Source organism: Curtobacterium sp. SP.BCo, from assembly GCF_051903265.1.
In the GTDB taxonomy this organism is placed as follows: Bacteria; Actinomycetota; Actinomycetes; order Actinomycetales; family Microbacteriaceae; genus Curtobacterium.
The window spans coordinates 3,502,038-3,518,838 of sequence record NZ_CP194337.1 but is presented as its reverse complement, the minus strand read 5'-3'; the positions used below and the strand labels follow the sequence as shown (position 1 = coordinate 3,518,838).

General features: G+C 71.2%; 16 protein-coding genes. 10 read left to right on the top strand and 6 right to left on the bottom strand.

The window, feature by feature from the left end:
- Nucleotides 1-121 precede the first annotated feature (121 nt).
- Together ACRQ4B_RS16650 and ACRQ4B_RS16645 are read right to left on the bottom strand one after the other, a co-directional pair.
- The gene (locus ACRQ4B_RS16650) at nt 122-985 is read right to left on the bottom strand and encodes a sulfurtransferase (RefSeq protein ID WP_439692502.1); all 864 of its coding nucleotides are present in this window, start codon (nt 983-985) and stop codon (nt 122-124) included.
- Between the two features lie 304 nt (nt 986-1,289).
- Nucleotides 1,290-2,831, bottom strand: a complete 1,542-nt coding sequence (locus tag ACRQ4B_RS16645) for an MFS transporter (RefSeq protein WP_439692501.1) — start codon at nt 2,829-2,831, stop codon at nt 1,290-1,292.
- Between the two features lie 166 nt (nt 2,832-2,997).
- Between ACRQ4B_RS16645 and ACRQ4B_RS16640 the strand changes: the two genes are divergently transcribed.
- Complete coding sequence (locus ACRQ4B_RS16640; RefSeq protein WP_439692500.1) at nt 2,998-3,645, top strand: TetR/AcrR family transcriptional regulator; 648 nt, start codon at nt 2,998-3,000, stop codon at nt 3,643-3,645.
- Between the two features lie 79 nt (nt 3,646-3,724).
- On the opposite strand, the gene ACRQ4B_RS16635 is transcribed toward ACRQ4B_RS16640, so the two are convergent.
- Nucleotides 3,725-5,353, bottom strand: a complete 1,629-nt coding sequence (locus ACRQ4B_RS16635) for a dolichyl-phosphate-mannose--protein mannosyltransferase (RefSeq protein WP_439692499.1) — start codon at nt 5,351-5,353, stop codon at nt 3,725-3,727.
- Nucleotides 5,354-5,407: 54 nt separating this feature from the next.
- Here ACRQ4B_RS16635 and rsmI point away from each other — a divergent pair, with 54 nt between their 5' ends.
- From rsmI to rsmA, 4 genes are all read left to right on the top strand, one after another.
- The gene (rsmI, locus tag ACRQ4B_RS16630; protein WP_439692498.1) at nt 5,408-6,229 is read left to right on the top strand and encodes a 16S rRNA (cytidine(1402)-2'-O)-methyltransferase; all 822 of its coding nucleotides are present in this window, start codon (nt 5,408-5,410) and stop codon (nt 6,227-6,229) included.
- A 120-nt stretch (nt 6,230-6,349) separates the two neighbouring features.
- The gene (metG, locus tag ACRQ4B_RS16625) at nt 6,350-7,927 is read left to right on the top strand and encodes a methionine--tRNA ligase (protein ID WP_439692497.1); all 1,578 of its coding nucleotides are present in this window, start codon (nt 6,350-6,352) and stop codon (nt 7,925-7,927) included.
- Nucleotides 7,924-8,832 carry a TatD family hydrolase gene (locus tag ACRQ4B_RS16620; protein ID WP_439692496.1) on the top strand — a complete coding sequence of 303 codons (909 nt, stop codon included), beginning with the start codon at nt 7,924-7,926 and terminating at the stop codon, nt 8,830-8,832. The genes metG and ACRQ4B_RS16620 overlap by 4 nt, the downstream gene beginning before the upstream one ends.
- Before the next feature lie 2 nt (nt 8,833-8,834).
- The gene (gene rsmA / locus ACRQ4B_RS16615; RefSeq protein WP_439692495.1) at nt 8,835-9,686 is read left to right on the top strand and encodes a 16S rRNA (adenine(1518)-N(6)/adenine(1519)-N(6))-dimethyltransferase RsmA; all 852 of its coding nucleotides are present in this window, start codon (nt 8,835-8,837) and stop codon (nt 9,684-9,686) included.
- Here the strand turns inward: rsmA and ACRQ4B_RS16610 are convergent.
- Both ACRQ4B_RS16610 and ACRQ4B_RS16605 read right to left on the bottom strand, forming a co-directional pair.
- Entirely contained in the window at nt 9,631-10,530 is a 900-nt protein-coding gene (locus ACRQ4B_RS16610) for a pentapeptide repeat-containing protein (RefSeq protein ID WP_439692494.1), read from the bottom strand. The two genes, rsmA and ACRQ4B_RS16610, sit on opposite strands and share 56 nt — an antisense overlap.
- Nucleotides 10,530-11,000 carry a YbaK/EbsC family protein gene (locus ACRQ4B_RS16605; RefSeq protein ID WP_439692493.1) on the bottom strand — a complete coding sequence of 157 codons (471 nt, stop codon included), beginning with the start codon at nt 10,998-11,000 and terminating at the stop codon, nt 10,530-10,532. Before ACRQ4B_RS16605 ends, ACRQ4B_RS16610 begins: the two co-directional genes overlap by 1 nt.
- 68 nt (nt 11,001-11,068) lie before the next feature.
- On the opposite strand from ACRQ4B_RS16605, the gene ACRQ4B_RS16600 reads away from it, so the two are divergent.
- On the top strand, nt 11,069-11,473 hold the full coding sequence (locus tag ACRQ4B_RS16600) for a hypothetical protein (RefSeq protein ID WP_439692492.1): 405 nt from the start codon (nt 11,069-11,071) through the stop codon (nt 11,471-11,473).
- A 19-nt stretch (nt 11,474-11,492) separates the two neighbouring features.
- On the opposite strand, the gene ACRQ4B_RS16595 is transcribed toward ACRQ4B_RS16600, so the two are convergent.
- Nucleotides 11,493-12,236 carry an SDR family oxidoreductase gene (locus tag ACRQ4B_RS16595; RefSeq protein ID WP_439692491.1) on the bottom strand — a complete coding sequence of 248 codons (744 nt, stop codon included), beginning with the start codon at nt 12,234-12,236 and terminating at the stop codon, nt 11,493-11,495.
- Between the two features lie 102 nt (nt 12,237-12,338).
- On the opposite strand from ACRQ4B_RS16595, the gene ACRQ4B_RS16590 reads away from it, so the two are divergent.
- The 4 genes from ACRQ4B_RS16590 (at nt 12,339) to ACRQ4B_RS16575 (ending at nt 16,708) form a co-directional block, all read left to right on the top strand.
- Entirely contained in the window at nt 12,339-13,181 is an 843-nt protein-coding gene (locus tag ACRQ4B_RS16590) for a helix-turn-helix transcriptional regulator (RefSeq protein ID WP_439692490.1), read from the top strand.
- Nucleotides 13,182-13,249: 68 nt separating this feature from the next.
- A complete protein-coding gene (locus ACRQ4B_RS16585; RefSeq protein ID WP_439692489.1) occupies nt 13,250-14,251 on the top strand; it encodes an ATP-grasp domain-containing protein in 1,002 nt (333 codons plus the stop codon).
- Nucleotides 14,252-14,339: 88 nt separating this feature from the next.
- On the top strand, nt 14,340-15,392 hold the full coding sequence (locus tag ACRQ4B_RS16580) for an LLM class flavin-dependent oxidoreductase (RefSeq protein WP_439692488.1): 1,053 nt from the start codon (nt 14,340-14,342) through the stop codon (nt 15,390-15,392).
- Complete coding sequence (locus tag ACRQ4B_RS16575) at nt 15,392-16,708, top strand: O-acetylhomoserine aminocarboxypropyltransferase/cysteine synthase family protein (RefSeq protein WP_439692487.1); 1,317 nt, start codon at nt 15,392-15,394, stop codon at nt 16,706-16,708. Before ACRQ4B_RS16580 ends, ACRQ4B_RS16575 begins: the two co-directional genes overlap by 1 nt.
- Nucleotides 16,709-16,801 lie beyond the last annotated feature (93 nt).

Below are 16,801 nucleotides of genomic sequence, written 5' to 3'. Positions count from 1 at the left end.
CGGTAGTCCGGGGCGACTGCTTGGTACGTCGCGGCCGTGCTCGGCGGCTGTGCTCGTCGACTTTCCTTGACGTCCGTGCTCGTCGGCCGTCCTCGTCAGTCGAGCTCGTCAGTCGAGCTCGTCAGGAGGCGAGGGCCTGCGGCTCGTTCCGCCACCAGTCCAGGAGCGACCCGTCGTAGACCCGGACCTTCTCGTGGCCGAGCACGGTGAGCGCCAGGGCGTCGACGCACGCCGCGCTGCCGACGCCGCAGTACGTGACGATCTCCTCGGCATCGATCACGGACGCGAAGGCCCGCTGCAGTGCCGGCCCGCGGAGGTACGCGTTCGTCTCCGGGTCGACGAGGGTGTCCACCGCGATCGGAGTGCTGCCGGGGACGACCGCCGGGTGCTCCGTGCCGAGCGCCGACTCCGGGGCGGCGAGCACCAACGAGGCGGGCTGCTCGCCGGAGACCGCACGGCGCACGCGGTCCCGGTCGGCCCACAGTGGGCGCTCCTCGCCCGCGAGGAAGCCGCCGGTGTGTGCGTTCTCGTTCGCCGGTGTCCGGAGTGCTCCGACCCGGACCGGTCGGCCCTCGTCGCGCCACTTCGTGAACCCGCCGTCCAGCACCGCGGCGGAGTCGAAGCCGAACGACCGGAAGATCCACCACAGGCGTGCCGCCCACTCGCCGACACTGTCGTCGTAGACCACCACGGTCGCGGTGTTCGTCACGCCGAGCGCCTGTGCGGCGGCCTCGAACTGCTCGGTACCGGGGCGGGTGAAGGGCAGGTCGCTGCCGGGCTCGGAGAACGACTCGACGAGGTCGGCATAGCGGGCACCCGGAACGTGTCCGTGCTGCTCGTAGGAGTCCTGCGCGGTGTGCCACATCGTGTCGAGGCCGGTCCCCACCGTGTGCACGGAGGCATCGAGCACGATGAGCTCGTCAGCACCGAGGTGGTCTGCGAGCCACTGCGTCGACACGAGCGGCGAGGTCAGGACGGGGGCCATGGCGCACACGGTAACGGAGACCCCTGACGTGTGCGAGGGAAACCGACACACGGCGCAACCGGGGGGGTGTTCGTTCGTGTGCCCTGAGCGACATCGCACGCGCAGATCGACTGTTGGGACGTCGGATCAATCACGCGACTCCGGTACACGCGCATCCTTCGACACCGCACGCGTCGATCGACTGTCGTAACGTCGGAACTTGCGCATGCATCGAGTCCGCTCCGCACGCGGAACGGCACCGCCCGCACGCACGAGCGGCCCGCCCGGGGAACCGGGACGGGCCGCTCGTGCGTGCGCTGGGATGTCAGTGCGCGGCGGTCGGGATGCTCCCGGTCGTCGCGGCGCTGGCGTGTGCGAGCTTCTCGAGTCGCACCGACTGGCGGTTGATCAGGAGTCCACCGGCGAGGGCGACCAGGACGAGCACGCCCGCCGAGATGCCGAACGCCACGTGGTACCCGTCGAGGACCGCCTGCGCCTGCTGCAGCTTGGTCGGCGCCGCGGACAGCCCCGTGAGGCTGTTCTTCACGACGTCGGCGAAGATCGTCGACAGCAGCGCCGTGCCGATCGAGCCGCCGATCTGCTGCATGGTGTTCACCGTCGCCGAGGCCACGCCGGCGTCGGCACGGGCCACACCGGTCGTCGCCGTGTTCATGGCGGACGAGAAGATCGTGCCCATGCCGAGGCCGATGACGATCAGCGCCGGCAGGACCGTACCAGCGTAGGAGCTGTCCAGGTCGGTGCGGAGGAGCAGCAGCAGGCCGATGGCGGCGACGAGCCCGCCCGCGAAGATGAGCACCTTCGGGCCGACGCGGGGGAGCAGGCGGCCGCCGATCTGCGTCGCCGAGACCATGATCGACAGCGGCATCGGCAGGAACGCGAGGCCCGTCTGCAGCGAGCTGAACCCGAGGGTCTGCTCGAGGTAGTAGGTCAGGAACAGGAAGATGCCGAACATGCCGATCGCCACGAGGCCGATCGCGATGAACGAGCCACCGCGGTCGCGGTCGAGGACGACGCGCAGCGGGAGCAACGGGTGTGCGACGCGCGTCTCGATGACCACGAAGGCGGCGATGAGCACCACGCCCGCGGCCAGCATGACGATCGTCAGCGGGGAGTCCCAGCCGTTGGTCTCGGCGTTCGAGAAGCCGTAGACGACACCGACCAGACCGGCCGTGATCGTGAGCACCCCGGCGACGTCGATGCGCGGACGCTCGACCTTCGGCGGCTTCGCCATGAAGACGAGGGCGCCGATGACGCCGAGGACGGCGAAGACGACGTTGACGTAGAGGCACCAGCGCCACGAGGCGTACTCGGTGAGGACGCCGCCGAGGAGCAGACCGATGGCCGCGCCGGAGCCGGCGATGGAACCGAAGATGCCGAAGGCGCGACCGCGCTCCTTCGGGTCGCGGAAGGTCGTCGTCAGCATGCCGAGCGCCGACGGGGCGAGGAGCGCGCCGAACACGCCCTGCAGAGCCCGGGCGGCCACGAGCAGGCCGAACGAGTCCGCCAGGCCGCCGAGCACGGACGCGACCGCGAAGCCGACGAGCCCGATGATGAAGGTGTTCTTGCGACCGAAGAGGTCACCGAGTCGACCGCCGAGGAGCAGCAGCGAGCCGAACGCGAGCGAGTACGCCGTGACGATCCACTGGCGCTGGTCGGTGCCGAACCCGAGGTCCGCCTGGGCCGAGGGCAGGGCGATGTTCACGATGGTGGCGTCGAGCACGACCATCAGCTGGGCGAGGGCGATGACCGCCAGGGCGATCCAGCGGTGGTTGCTCTTGGTGGGGGTGGTGCCCGAGGTCGTGGGTGCTGCCCCGGTGGGGGTCGGCACGGTCTGTTCTGCCGTCACGGCAGCCTCCTTCGAGAAGGTTGGAGGGATGGCGGAGCGCGCGCCGTCGGGCGTTCCAGTGAAGGGGGTGGTAAACGGATGCGACGCATCCGTTTGTGACCAGTGTAGACCGAAACGGAAGGTCCGCATCCACTTATTCCCAGAAAGTTCAACTACGGTCGGGGACGTGAGCACCACCGACCTCGAGCGCCCCCTCCGCGCGGACGCCGCACGCAACCGCGAGCTGATCCTGCAGACGGCCCGCAAGTGCTTCGCCGAGCGCGGGCTCTCGGTCACGCTCAACGACATCGCGCACGAGGCCGGCGTCGGTGTCGGCACCGTCTACCGCCGGTTCGCCGACAAGGACTCCCTGATCGAGGCGCTCCTCGCCACCAAGTTCGAGGCGATGAACGACGCCGCGGCCCGCGCTGCGGACGAGGTCGACCCGCGTGAGGCGCTCCGCGTCTACCTGATGGGCGTGTTCGAGTTCCGTGCCCGCGACCGCGCCCTGGCGGACGCCATCGTCCGGGCCGGCAAGGCGCGTCCGTCGATCGTGCAGGAGCGCGACCGTCTGGAGACCCAGGTCAGCGCGATCATCCGACGGGCCGAGGCAGCCGGGGTCGTCCGGGTCGGTTTCGACTACCGCGACCTCCCGATGCTCACCTCGATGGTCGGTGCGGTGGCGGACAGCACCCGCGCGCACGACCCGAACGCCTGGCGCCGCTACGCCGAGGTCCTCATCGAGGGTGTGCTGCCCGGCGGCACCGACGTCCCGATGACCGGCACGCCGCTCGACCGCGAATCGATCGAGCGCGCGCTGCACGCCCAGAACTGACCACGCGGCGCGCGCCAAGAACGGACGGACCGCTCGGACCGCGCGGACCGCGCGGACCGCGCGGACCGCGCGGACCGCGCTACAACCAGCTCGGCAGCCAGTAGTGGGACCGGATGAAGTCCCACGGCATCTGCAGCCCGGTCCACATCGGGTACCAGTACGCCGACGCGAGCACCACCACGCCGAGGTACACGCCGACCCACACCACCGCACGGGTCCGCCGTGGTCGTGGATCGTCCCGTGACCCGAGCACCAGGCCGATGGCTGCCGCCAGCGCCATCACCATGAACGGCTCGAACGCGATCGTGTAGAACTGGAACACCGTCCGGTTCACGTAGAGCAACCACGGCAGGTACCCGGCTGCGACGCCCATCAGGACGAGGCCGTACTCCCACCTCCGTCGCATGATCCAGAGCACGAGCAGCGCCACGGTCGCGATGACCGCCGCGTACCAGACGAACGGGTTCGCGATGCCGGTGATCGCCTCCCCGCAGCGCGTGGCGGTGCAGCCGTCCTGGCCGGCGTTCGTGCCGACGTAGTACATCGAGGTCGGGCGCTGCATGAGGAGCCAGAGCAGCGGGTTCGCCTGGTACGAGTGCGGGGTGTGCAACCCGATGTTGAAGCCGTAGATCTCGGACTGGTAGTGCCACCAGTTCTGCACGCTGTCCGGCACCCAGGACAGCACACCGGTCCACCGCTGCCCGCCGGAGACGATCCAGTTGCGGTCCCAGCCGTCCTTCGACACGAACCAGCCCGTCCAGGACGCAACGTAGGTGACAGCGGCGATCGGCACGGTGAGCAGGAACGACACCGGTGCCTGCTGCAGGAGGGCGCTGGACGACCAGAACTCGATGCCGGCGCGGCGACGCGACATCATGTCCGACAGCACCGAGTACACCGCGAAGAACGCCAGGAAGTACATCCCGGACCACTTCGTCGCCGTCGCGAGCCCGAGCGCCAGGCCCATCGCGAACAGCCAGGGCCGCCACCAGAGCACCGGTCCCCAGAGCGTGTCCTTCCCGGCTGCCGCGCGTCGGGCGACCCAGGCGTCGAGTCGTCGCGACGTCCACCTCCGGTCGAGCAGCAGCGCACCGAACCCGAGCACGACGAAGAACGTCAGGATCCCGTCGAGCAGCGTGACGCGGGACATCACGATGGCCTGGCCGTCGACGGCGAGCAGGAAGCCGGCGAGCGTCCCGATGACGGTCGACCGGAACAGCGACCGGGCGATCACGGCGGTGAGGAACACGGTCGCGATGCCGAGCACGGCGACCGTGAACCGCCACCCGAACGAGTTGTCCGCCCCGAACAGCAGCATGCCGAGGCCGATCAGGTACTTGCCGAGCGGTGGGTGGGCGATGAACTCGGCGGCGCTGGTGAACAGTGAGGTCTCGCCGGAGACGAACCGCTCGTCGGTGGTCGGCAGCGAGTCGTCGTTCGGGTTGCCCGGCCAGGTGCCCTCGTACCCGAGGTGCACGATCGACCAGCCGTCCTTGACGTAGTAGGTCTCGTCGAACACGAGCGAGTGCGGGTGCCCGAGGTCGACCAGCCGCAGCACGGCGGCGAGCAGGGTGACCGCGAGCGGACCGGTCCAGCGCCACACGGCGACGCGTCGGGACGTCGAGAGCACCCGCCCCCACCAGTCGTCGAGACGGGAACCGACCGGCTCGTCGGGCACGGTGCGGTCGTCGGTCAGCGCGCTCGTCATCGGAGAGCATCCTACGGATCGGCGCCACGACCGCGCTGCGACCACAATGGTGTCGTGATCGTCCTCGCAGCAACGCCCATCGGCAACCTCGGCGACGCCTCCCGCAGGCTCGTCGAGACCCTCTCGAACGCGAGTGTGGTGGCCGCTGAGGACACCCGCACCGCGATCCACCTCATGCGCGCGCTCGGCATCGAGAACCGCCCCCGGCTCATCGCCCTGCACGAGCACAACGAGCGGGCGAAGGCGGCCGAGGTCGTCGAGCTCGCCCGGGACGAGGACGTGGTCGTCCTCACCGACGCCGGCATGCCCGCGATCAGCGACCCCGGGTTCCCGCTCGTCGAGGCCGCTGCCGCCGCCGGGGTGACCGTCACGGCCCTGCCCGGACCGTCCGCCGTCCTGATGGCGCTCGCCGTGTCCGGGCTGCCGACCGACCGGTTCAGCTTCGAGGGGTTCCCGACGCGCAAGGGCGGCGAGCGTCGACGGCTGTTCTCCGCCCTGTCCGGCGAGCAGCGGACGATGGTCTTCTTCGAGTCGCCGCACCGACTCGCCGACACGCTGTCGGACATGGCCGCCGGCTTCGGTGACGACCGGCGCGCGGTGGTCTGCCGCGAGCTGACGAAGCTGCACGAGGAGGTCCGCCGCGGTCCCCTCGCCGAGCTCGCGACCTGGGCCGCCGAGGGGGTGCGCGGCGAGATCTGCATCGTCGTCGAGGGCTCGACCGGCGCGCTCGACGTCACGACCATCGAGGACGGCGTCCGACTGGTGCTCGAGCGGGTCACCGCCGGCTCCCGCATGAAGGAGGCGGCGGCGGCCGTCGCGGACGCGACGGGGCTCTCGAAACGCGACCTCTACGAAGGAGCGCTGGCCGCGCGGTGACCCCGCGGACAGGCGGCCTGGAGGCGCGGGACGGCGCCGCCACGTGCCTCCCGTCCGGTTGTCCACAGGTTGCGCGCGGGGCGCGTCATGCGTCTCCCGCCCGCCCGTAGGATGGTGCGCATGTCCGACGGCTCCTCGTTCAGCATCACCACGCCGATCTTCTACGTGAACGACGTGCCCCACATCGGGCACGCCTACACCGAGGTCGCCGCGGACGTCCTCGCGCGCTGGCACCGTCAGCGCGGGGACGACACCTGGCTCCTGACCGGCACGGACGAGCACGGGCAGAAGATCCTGCGCACCGCCAGCGCGAACGACGTCACGCCGCAGGAGTGGGCGGACCGGCTCGTGACCGATGCCTGGAAGCCCCTGCTCGACACGGTCGACGTGGCGAACGACGACTTCATCCGCACGACCGACGAGCGCCACGAGCGTGGCGTGACGGCGTTCCTCCAGAAGCTCCACGACGACGGCTACATCTACGCCGGCGAGTTCGAGGGCTTCTACTGCGTGGGCTGCGAGGAGTACAAGCAGCCGAGCGACCTGGTGCCCGGCACCGGCGCGTACGAGGGACAGCAGGTCTGTGCGATCCACTCGATCCCGGTCGAGGTCCTCAGCGAGCGCAACTACTTCTTCCGGATGTCGGACTTCGAGCAGCGCCTGCTCGACCTGTACGAGTCGAACCCGCTGTTCATCCAGCCCGAGAGCGTCCGGAACGAGATCGTCTCGTTCGTGAAGCAGGGCCTGCGCGACCTGTCGATCTCGCGGTCGAGCTTCGACTGGGGCATCACGATCCCCTGGGACCACGACCACGTCCTGTACGTGTGGTTCGACGCCCTTCTCAACTACGTCACCGCGCTCGGGTACGGCAGCGACGACGACGAGGCGTTCCGGCGCCTCTGGCCGAGCGTGCACATCGTCGGCAAGGACATCGCACGGTTCCACGCGGTGATCTGGCCGGCCATGCTCATGGCCGCGGGCCTGCCGGTGCCGGAGCGCGTGTTCGGTCACGGGTGGCTGCTCGTCGGCGGCGAGAAGATGTCGAAGTCGAAGCTCACCGGCATCGCGCCGTCGGAGATCACCGACACGTTCGGCTCGGACGCCTTCCGCTACTACTTCCTCCGTGCCATCACGTTCGGGCAGGACGGCAACTTCAGCTGGGAGGACATCTCCGCCCGCTACCAGGCCGAGCTCGCGAACGGCTTCGGGAACCTGGCCTCGCGCCTGGTCGCCATGCTGCAGAAGTACTTCGACGGTGCCGTGCCCGCACGCGGTCCGCTCACCGAGTCGGACGAAGCCGTCGACGCCCTCGCGGTGTCCGTCACCGAGCGTGCCGACGCGGCGATCACCGCCTTCGCCCCGCACGAGGCGATCGCGACCGTCTGGGAGCTCGTCGACGCGCTGAACGGGTACATCACCGAGCAGCAGCCGTGGGCGCTCGCGAAGGACGACGCGCAGCGCGAGCGGCTCGGCACCGTGCTCGCCACCGCGCTCCGCGGGCTCGGCACGGTCGCCGTGCTCCTGTCGCCGGTCATGCCGAAGGCGACCGAGAAGCTCTGGGCCGCGATCGGTGCCGGCGGGTCCATCGCCGAGCAGCGTGTGGACCGTGCGTGGGAGTGGCAGGGCGCGGACCGTGTCGTGCCGCTCGAGTCGGGCCTCTTCCCGCGCATCGAACAGGCCGAACAGGGCGCAGCGTGACCGACGCCCACCTCCGCTCGCGTGGTGACGGCGACGGGTCGAAGCGCGATCTGACCTACCCGCCGTTGCCCGAGGCCCTCGTGGTGCCGGTCTACGACAACCACACCCACCTCGAGATCGCCGACGGTGGCGACGGCGCGCTCGACTACCGCGAGCACCTCGACCGGGCGTCGAGCGTCGGTGTCCGTGGTGTCGTGCAGGTCGGCACCGATCTGGCGACCTCGGAGTGGTCGGCCACCGTCGCCGCTCGCGAGCCCCGTGTCCTCGCCGCGGTGGCACTGCACCCGAACGAGGCGCCCGTCCTCGACGCCGCCGGGGTGCTCGACGAACACCTCGCGGGCATCGAACGGCTGGCGGCGCTTCCGCGCGTGCGGGCGATCGGCGAGACCGGACTCGACTTCTTCCGCACCGGCGACGACGGCCGGGACGCCCAGGTGCGCTCGTTCGAGGAGCACATCCGCATCGCCAAGGAGCACGACCTCGCGCTGACGATCCACGACCGCGACGCGCACGACGCCGTGGTCGAGGTCCTCGAGCGCGTCGGGGCTCCGGAGCGCACCGTCTTCCACTGCTTCTCCGGTGGGCCCGACCTCGCTCGTCTGTGTGCGGAGCGTGGCTGGTACATGTCCTTCGCCGGCACGGTGACCTTCAAGAACGCCCAGCAGCTCCGGGACGCCCTGCACGTCGCCCCGCGGCACCTGATCATGGTCGAGACCGACGCGCCGTACCTGACGCCGACGCCGTTCCGCGGCCGCCCGAACGCGCCGTACCTGATCCCGCTCACCCTGCGGTCGATGGCGGAGACCCTCGGGACCGATGCCTCGATGCTCGCGGCGCAGATCGCCTCCAACACCGAGGCCGTGTACGGCGCGTGGGACGCCGAGCCCGTCACGGTGGACGAGTAGCCGTGGCGGCGCTCCTCGGCCCGGCGGAGATCCGGGACCTCGCAGCACAGCTCGACGTCACCCCGACGAAGAAGCTCGGGCAGAACTTCGTGCACGACGCCAACACCGTGCGCCGCATCGTGGCGTCCGGCCGTGTGACGGAGGACTCGAAGGTCCTCGAGATCGGCCCGGGGCTCGGATCGTTGACGCTCGGGCTGACCGAGACCGGCGCGTCCGTGACCGCCGTGGAGATCGACGGCCGGCTGGCCGCCCAGCTGCCCGCGACGGTGTCCACCATGCAGCCCGCGGCCCGCCTGCGGGTCGTGCACCAGGACGCCCTCGCCGTCGCGGCCGATGACCTGCCGGAAGCGCCGACGCACGTCGTCGCCAACCTGCCGTACAACGTGTCCGTCCCCGTGCTCCTGCACCTGCTCGCGACCTTCCCGACGATCGAGCGGGCGCTCGTGATGGTGCAGGCCGAGGTCGGCTACCGGATCGCAGCGGAACCGGGCAGCAAGGTCTACGGGTCACCGAGCGTCAAGGCCGCCTGGTACGGGTCGTGGTCGATCGCCGGGCAGGTCAGCCGTCAGGTCTTCTGGCCGGTGCCGAACGTCGACAGTGTGCTCGTCGGGTTCGACCGGCACGAACCCCCGGGCGACGAGACGCTCCGTGCGCAGGTGTTCGCGCTGGTCGACGGCGCGTTCCAGCAGCGTCGGAAGATGCTCCGGCAGAGTCTGTCCGGTGTCCTCGGCAGCAGCGCCCGGGCGTCGGAGCTCCTGGCCGCCGCCGGTGTCGATCCGACCGCTCGGGGCGAAGCGCTCAGCGCCGACGACTTCGTGCGGCTCGGTCGGACGGTCCTCGCCGCGACGGAGTGACCGTCGTCGTCCAGTGACCCGGTCGCTGGAAGCCGTCCGGCAGCACCGTGCCGGCGTCGCCCCGTGCGCTGTTCACCTGCATCTGCGTGACGTAGACGGCGCCCCGGAGGTCCGTCCCGCGCAGGTCGGCGTCGCGCAGGTCCACGCCGAGCAGGACGCAGCGCTCGAGCCGCGCACCGCGGAGGTCGGCGGCGATCGCCAGGCGCCCGCGCAGGGTCGCGCCGCGGAGGTCGGCGCCGCGGAGGTCGGCGCCGACGAGGTCCGACGCCGCGCCGACGCGTCGGAGATCCGCACCCGTCGGACCGGCGCTCCGGGCGATCTCGCTCGCCTCGAGCAGGAACGGCCGGGCGCGGTCGTACTCGGCGTCGACGTCGAGGACGGCGAGTTCGTCGGGCGAGCCGTCGCTCAGCGAGCGCACCCGGTCGAACGCCGTGGCCCAGCGGTCGTCGTCGCTGTGCGGTCGGACGAGCGTGATCGCCTCGTCGAGGTACCGCAGCAGGTCGTGGAGTCGTCGAACGATCGGGAAGGCGGCGAACATGGACCGCTGCGTCTCGGCGTCGTCGCGCCAGGACCGCCCGGCGAAGGAGTGCTGGGAGACCTTCTGTCCCGCTCCCGAGCAGTCGAACACCGTGCAGCCGGAGAACCCACGCGCACGGAGGTGCGGGTGGATCCGGCAGCCGTCGGCCTCGTCGAGGTTCGTGCACGGGTCGCCGGCGTCCTTGTCGAACGGGAAGTCCGCCGACTTCGCGAACGCGAGCGCGACGCAGCACAGGCCGAAGCAGTTCGCGCAGTCGGCTCCGAGGTCCTCGCGACGTCCGAGCCGGACCCGCGTCCGCGCGGCCATCAGTCCTCTGCGACCCGGACGACGGTGCCGCCCGTCAGGCTGAGCAGCTGCTCGAAGGTGAGCGGCAGCACGCTGTTCGCCGTGCCCGCCGCGGACCACACGACGGCGTGCTCACGGAGCGCCTCGTCGACCACGGTGCGGATCGGGGCCGGGTGGCCGACGGGGGAGACGCCGCCGATCGGTTGTCCGGTGACCTCGCGCACCTGCTTCGCCGTGGCCATCCGGAGTTCGGTGGCGCCGACCTGCCCGGCCAGCAGGTCCGTGTCCACGCGGTGGCGGCCCGAGGTCATCGCCAGCAGCGGCTCCCCGTCGGCCAGGAACAGCAGGCTGCTGGCGATCGCTCCCGGTTCGGTCCCGAGTGCGGCGGCCGCCTGTGCGGCGCTGTGGGTCGAGTCGGGCAGTTCACGCGCGGTGGCGTCGATGCCGGCTTCGGCGACGATGCGCTGCACGGTGGCGAGTCGGTCGTTCATCTCACCCATCCTCCCACCGCCCGAACGGGGACGCGCGTGGCCGTTCGGGAGCCCGTAGGCTCCTGCGGGTGTCCGCCCCCAGCAACCGTCACTCGCTCGTCATCGTGCTGGTCTTCCTGGTGGCCGGGATCGCGATCGGTGTCGTCGCGGTGGCCGCGCTCCTGCGGGACCCGTCCGACGACGTCGCGTGGGTCGCGGTCGCAGCCGGGGTGCTCTGCATCGCCTGGGGGCTCACCTTCCGGCGCTTGGACGACGACTCGGACACCTCGACGGGTCGGATCGGCCTCCTGACGACCGGCCTCGCGATGACCTTGGCCTACGTGGTGATCCGCGCGGTCGGTCGTCCGGTCGACAGCGCCGTCGTCGGAGCACTCGCCTGGCCGGCGTGGAAGACCGTCAACCGTCTCGTCGACGGTTGGGTCCGCCGACGGGAGGCCCGCGGCGAGGCCGAGGGCCCCGACCCCGCCGGCTGAGCGACCCGTCGGACGGTCCTCAGTGTCCGCGCGACGCCAGCGCCTCGATGAGCTGCTGCTGCGTGCCGTCCCGTTCGGACCAGCGCAGCGGCAGGACGTTCTGCACGAGGATCTCCGGCGCGGCCCCGGCCTCGAGTAGCGACACCACCTCGTCGAGGAAGGCGGACAGCGGCATCCCACCGAAGTCGACGCCCTCGCCCATCAGGTCCGTGGCCACCGCCGGCGGCACGAGCTCGAGGACCGACACCGGCGACCCGGTCAGCTGCTGCCGGAGCGACTGCGTCCAGGAGTGCACCGCGGCCTTCGTGGCGCTGTAGGTCGGGGTCGCGGCGAGCGGCGTGTACGCGAGTCCGGACGACACGGTGATGATCGTCGAGGCCGGGCGGCCGAGCAGGTGCGGCAGGAACGCGTCGACGAGGCGGATCGTGCCGAGCAGGTTCGTCTCGACGGTGGCGACCGCGTCGCCGAGGTGTTCCGACGAGCGGAGGTCCTCGGCGCGCATGATGCCCGACATCGTGATGACCGCGTCCAGCGCGGGGTACGCCGAGGTGACCGCTGCTGCGGCGGCGGTGATGGAGGCCGGGTCGGTGACGTCGAGCTCGACGATGCCGAAGCCGTGCTCGTCGTGGAGCGAGTCGAGCAGGGCGCGGCGGCGGCCGCCGATGACGACGGTGCTGCCCGCGGCCCGCAGGCGCTGGGCGAGTCCGAGGCCGATGCCGGAGGTCGCGCCGGGGATGAAGACGGTGGCGTTCGTGATGTCCATGGCCTCCACGATCCGCCGGTCCACCGGCAGCGAACCAGAGCGCCGTCATCGGGGGACCGCCGATCCCTGGCAGCGTCCGACGGCACGCAGCACACTGGGGGCATGGACCGCCCCGGGCTCGCCGACTTCCTCCGCCGTCGCCGAGCGCTGCTGCGCCCCGAGGACGTCGGGCTCGGGGCAGGGCAGCGCCGACGGACGCCGGGCCTCCGACGCGAGGAGGTCGCCGCGCTGGCGGGCATGTCGGCCGACTACTACACGCGGCTCGAGCAGCAGCGCGGCCCGCAGCCGTCCGAGCAGATGCTGGCCGCGATCGCCCGGGCCCTGCGCTGCAGTCTCGACGAACGGGACCACCTGTTCCGCCTGGCCGGGCAGAACGCCCCCGCACGGGTGCACCGCTCGGACCACGTCGACCCGGCGATCCTCCGGGTGCTGGACCGGCTCGAGGACACCCCGGCGATCGTGGTGAACGACCTCGGCGAGACCCTCGTCGAGAACCGCCTGGGCGCGGCCCTCCTCGGCTCCACGACCGGGCTGCCCGGCAACGAGCGGTACCAGCCGTGGCGGTGGTTCATGACGGAGGACGAGCGCGCGAAGTACGCGCCGGAGCAGCACGACCGGCTGGCGCGTGCGCAGGTGGCGTCGCTGCGTGCCGCGGTCGGTGCCGCCGGGCCGAACGACACCCGGGCATCGGCGCTCGTCGCGGACCTCGAGGCGAACAGCGCGGAGTTTCGAGCCCTGTGGTCGCTGCACGAGGTGGCGAGCCGGTGGGAGGACCACAAGACGTTCGTGCACCCGGAACTCGGTCGCATCACCGTCGACTGCCAGGTGCTGCACACGACCAGTCAGACCCAGGCGCTGCTGCTGTTCACCGCTCCGGCCGGCACCGACGACGCCCAGAAGCTCGAGCTGCTCGGCGTCGTCGGCCAGCAGACCTTCAGCCGCTGACGGCCGTCTCGAGCAACAGCACGTCACACACCTGGCCCCGCCCAGCCCGACCTGCCTATGGTGGCGACGTGAGCACTCCGCGCGTGTACGTCATCCACGAGAACCCCGAGTGGTTCCCGCCGCTCGCCGCTGCCTTCGAGGCCGAGGGGGTCCCCGTCGAGGAGATCCTCCTCACCGAGGGCCAGATCGACCTCGGTGCCGATCCCGCACCCGGCGTGTACTGGAGCCGGATGTCGGCGAGCAGCCACACCCGCGGGCACGAGCACAGCAAGGAGTACACCCGCGCGGTCCTCGGCTGGCTCGAGCGAGCCGGACGCCAGGTCGTCGGCGGCAGCCACGTCCTCGAGCTCGAGGTGTCGAAGGTCGCGCAGCACGGTCTGCTGCGGGATGCCGGGTTCGACGTGCCGCGCACCACCGCCGTCTTCGGCACCACCACGATCGAGCAGGCGGCGCACGACTTCACGGGCGGCCAGGACGTGCCGTTCATCACGAAGCACAACCAGGGCGGCAAGGGCCTCGGCGTCCGCCGCTTCGACTCGCTCGCCGAGTTCGACGCGTACGTCGACAGCCCGGAGTTCGAGGCGCCGGTCGACGGCATCACGCTGCTGCAGGAGTACCTGACGGCACGCGAACCGTTCATCACGCGCGTCGAGTTCGTCGGCGGCGAGTTCGTCTACGCGGTCCGCGTGGACACCAGTGCCGGCAGCTTCGAGCTGTGCCCGGCCGACGCGTGCGAGGTGCCGCAGGTCATCGCCGGCGCCGTGTGCGACGTCCCCGGCGCCGACGCTCCGGCCGGCGTACCCGCCGCGTTCAGCGTCCGCACCGAGGTCACGGCCGAGCACCCGCTCGTCCAGCAGCTCCGCACCTTCCTCGCCGACCAGCGCATCACGATCGCGGGCGTCGAGTTCATGGAGACCACGGACGGCCGCACGGTCGTCTACGACATCAACACGAACACGAACTACAACCCCGCCGTCGAGGAGTCCGCGCCGGCCTCCGGCCCGCGCTCGATCGCGCGGTACCTCGGCGGCCTGCTGGAGACGCAGTACGCGGCGCAGCTGACGGCCTGAGAACGCAAGATCCACCGGCCTGGAGGCGCGGGGCGGGCCCGCACCGCGCCTCCAGGCCGTCCCTCCCCACCTCCCCAAGGAACCCACCGTGCGATTCGGATACTGGACCCCGCTCTTCGGCGGCTGGCTGCGCAACGTCGAGAACGAGCACATGCCGGTCACCTTCGACTACGTGAAGCGGTTGGCGCAGCGCGCCGAGCGCATCGGCTTCGACCTGACGCTCGTGCCGGAGCTGAACCTCAACGACATCAAGGGCACGGCGGCGCCGTCCCTCGAGGCGTGGTCGCTGGCCGCGGCCATCGCGGCGACGACCGAGCGCCTCGAGATCATGGCGGCGATGCGCCCCGGCTACCACCTGCCCGCGGTGACCGCGAAGCAGGCGGCCACCATCGACGACATCTCCGGCGGACGCTTCACCTTCAACGTGGTGAGCGCCTGGTGGGCCGAGGAGGCCAAGCAGTACGGCGGCATCTTCTCCGAGCACGACGACCGCTACAAGCGCACGGCGGAGTTCGTCGAGGTCATGCGGGGACTGTGGCGGGAGACGCCGTACTCGTTCCACGGCGAGTACTACGACGTCGAGAACAGCCACCTGGAGCCGAAGCCCCGCGTCACGCCGCGCATCTACGCCGGCGGGGAGAGCGAGGCCGGCAAGGCCGCGATCACGGGCTACGCCGACGCGTACGTGACCCACGGCGGCACGGTCGAGGAGCTCCGGACCAAGATCGCCGAGATGCGTCGTCGCCGCGAGGACGCCGGTCTGCCGCCGTTCGAGGCGTTCGGGATGGCGGCGTACGTCATCGTCCGCGAGACCGAGGCCGAGGCGCAGGCCGAGCTGGCGCGCATCACCGACGTGCAGCACGGGCAGGCGTACGAGTCGTACCAGGACTTCATCTCGAAGTCGCAGCTCGAGCACGTGCCCTCGCTCGAGGACTACTCGGTGTCGAACCGTGGGCTGCGGCCCGGGTTCGTCGGGACACCGGAGCAGGTGGCTTCGCGCATCCGCGAGTTCGAAGACGCCGGCGTCGACACCCTGCTGCTGCAGTTCTCGCCGCAGATGGAGGAGATGGAGCGGTTCGGCGAGCAGGTCATCCCGCTCGTGCGCCCCTCGGTGTCGGTGCCCTCCGGAGCGGGCGCCTGATGGGCTCGGTCGAGGACGACTGGGCGTTCGAGACCCGGCAGATCCGCGCCGGCTTCAAGGCCGACCCGGGCTGGGGAGCCAACGTCCCTCCGATCGCCCAGAGCGCGGCGTTCGTGTACCCGTCGGGCGAGGACGCGGCCGACCGGTTCATGCTGAACGCCCCGGGGCACACGTACACGCGGGTGAACAACCCGTCGGCGGCGGCGCTCGAGCGTCGGATCGCCGACCTCGAGGGCGGGGTCGGCGCGCTCGCCCTCGCGTCCGGGCAGGCGGCGACCACCCTGGCCGTGCTCGGTGTCGCCCGGGCCGGTGACCATGTCGTGTCGAGTGCGTCCCTGTACGGCGCGACGTACACGCTGTTCGCCTCGACCCTGCGCGACCTCGGCATCGCGTTCACGTTCGTGCAGGACCCCACCGACCTCGACGAGTGGGCGGCGGCGGTCCGTCCGGAGACGAAGGCGTTCTTCGGCGAGAGCATCCCGAACCCGCGCGGCGACGTGCTCGACTTCGCCGGGGTGGCCGACGTCGCGCACACGGCCGGTGTGCCGCTCATCGTCGACAACACCATCGCGACGCCGTACCTCGTCCGCCCGATCGAGCACGGGGCGGACATCGTCGTGCACTCCGCGACGAAGTACCTCGCCGGGCACGGCAGCGCCATCGCGGGGCTCGTCGTGGACAGCGGGAACTTCGACTGGGCGGCGCATCCCGAGAAGTACCCGCAGCTGGCCTCGACCGAGCAGTCCGGGTTCGCGAACACGAACTTCGCGGAGAAGTTCGGGCGGCGGGCGTTCATCCAGCGCACCCGCTCGAAGCTCTCCGCCGACCTCGGACCCGCGATCGCACCGTTCACGGCGTTCCTCGTGCTGCAGGGCATCCAGACGCTCTCCCTGCGGATGGAGCGGCACGTGTCGAACGCCGCCGCGGTGGCGTCCTGGCTCGACGCGCACGACCAGGTGCTCGGCGTGCACTACGCGGGGCTGTCGTCGTCGCCGTGGCACCACCTGCAGCAGCGCTACGTGCCCGCCGGACCGTCCGCCGTGCTGGCGTTCGACCTCGACGGCGGCGTCCAGGCGGGCCGCCGGTTCGTGGCGGCGCTGGAGCTGTTCGACCACGTCTCGAACATCGGCGACGTGCGCTCCCTGGTCGTGCACCCGGCGTCGACGACGCACGTGCAGATGACCTCGGCGGAGCGGGCGGCCTCGGGGGTCGGTGACGGACTGATCCGCCTGTCCATCGGTCTGGAGCACGTCGACGACATCCTCGCCGACCTCGCCCGGGGGTTCGCGGCAGCCGGGGGCGTCGACGCCGCGTGAGCGGATCCGCGCGTGGTGGGCGGAATCGCGCGTACCAGGTCGAACCATTCGACCTGGTACGCGCGATCCTGCTTCCCATCGCGGCCGCCATGG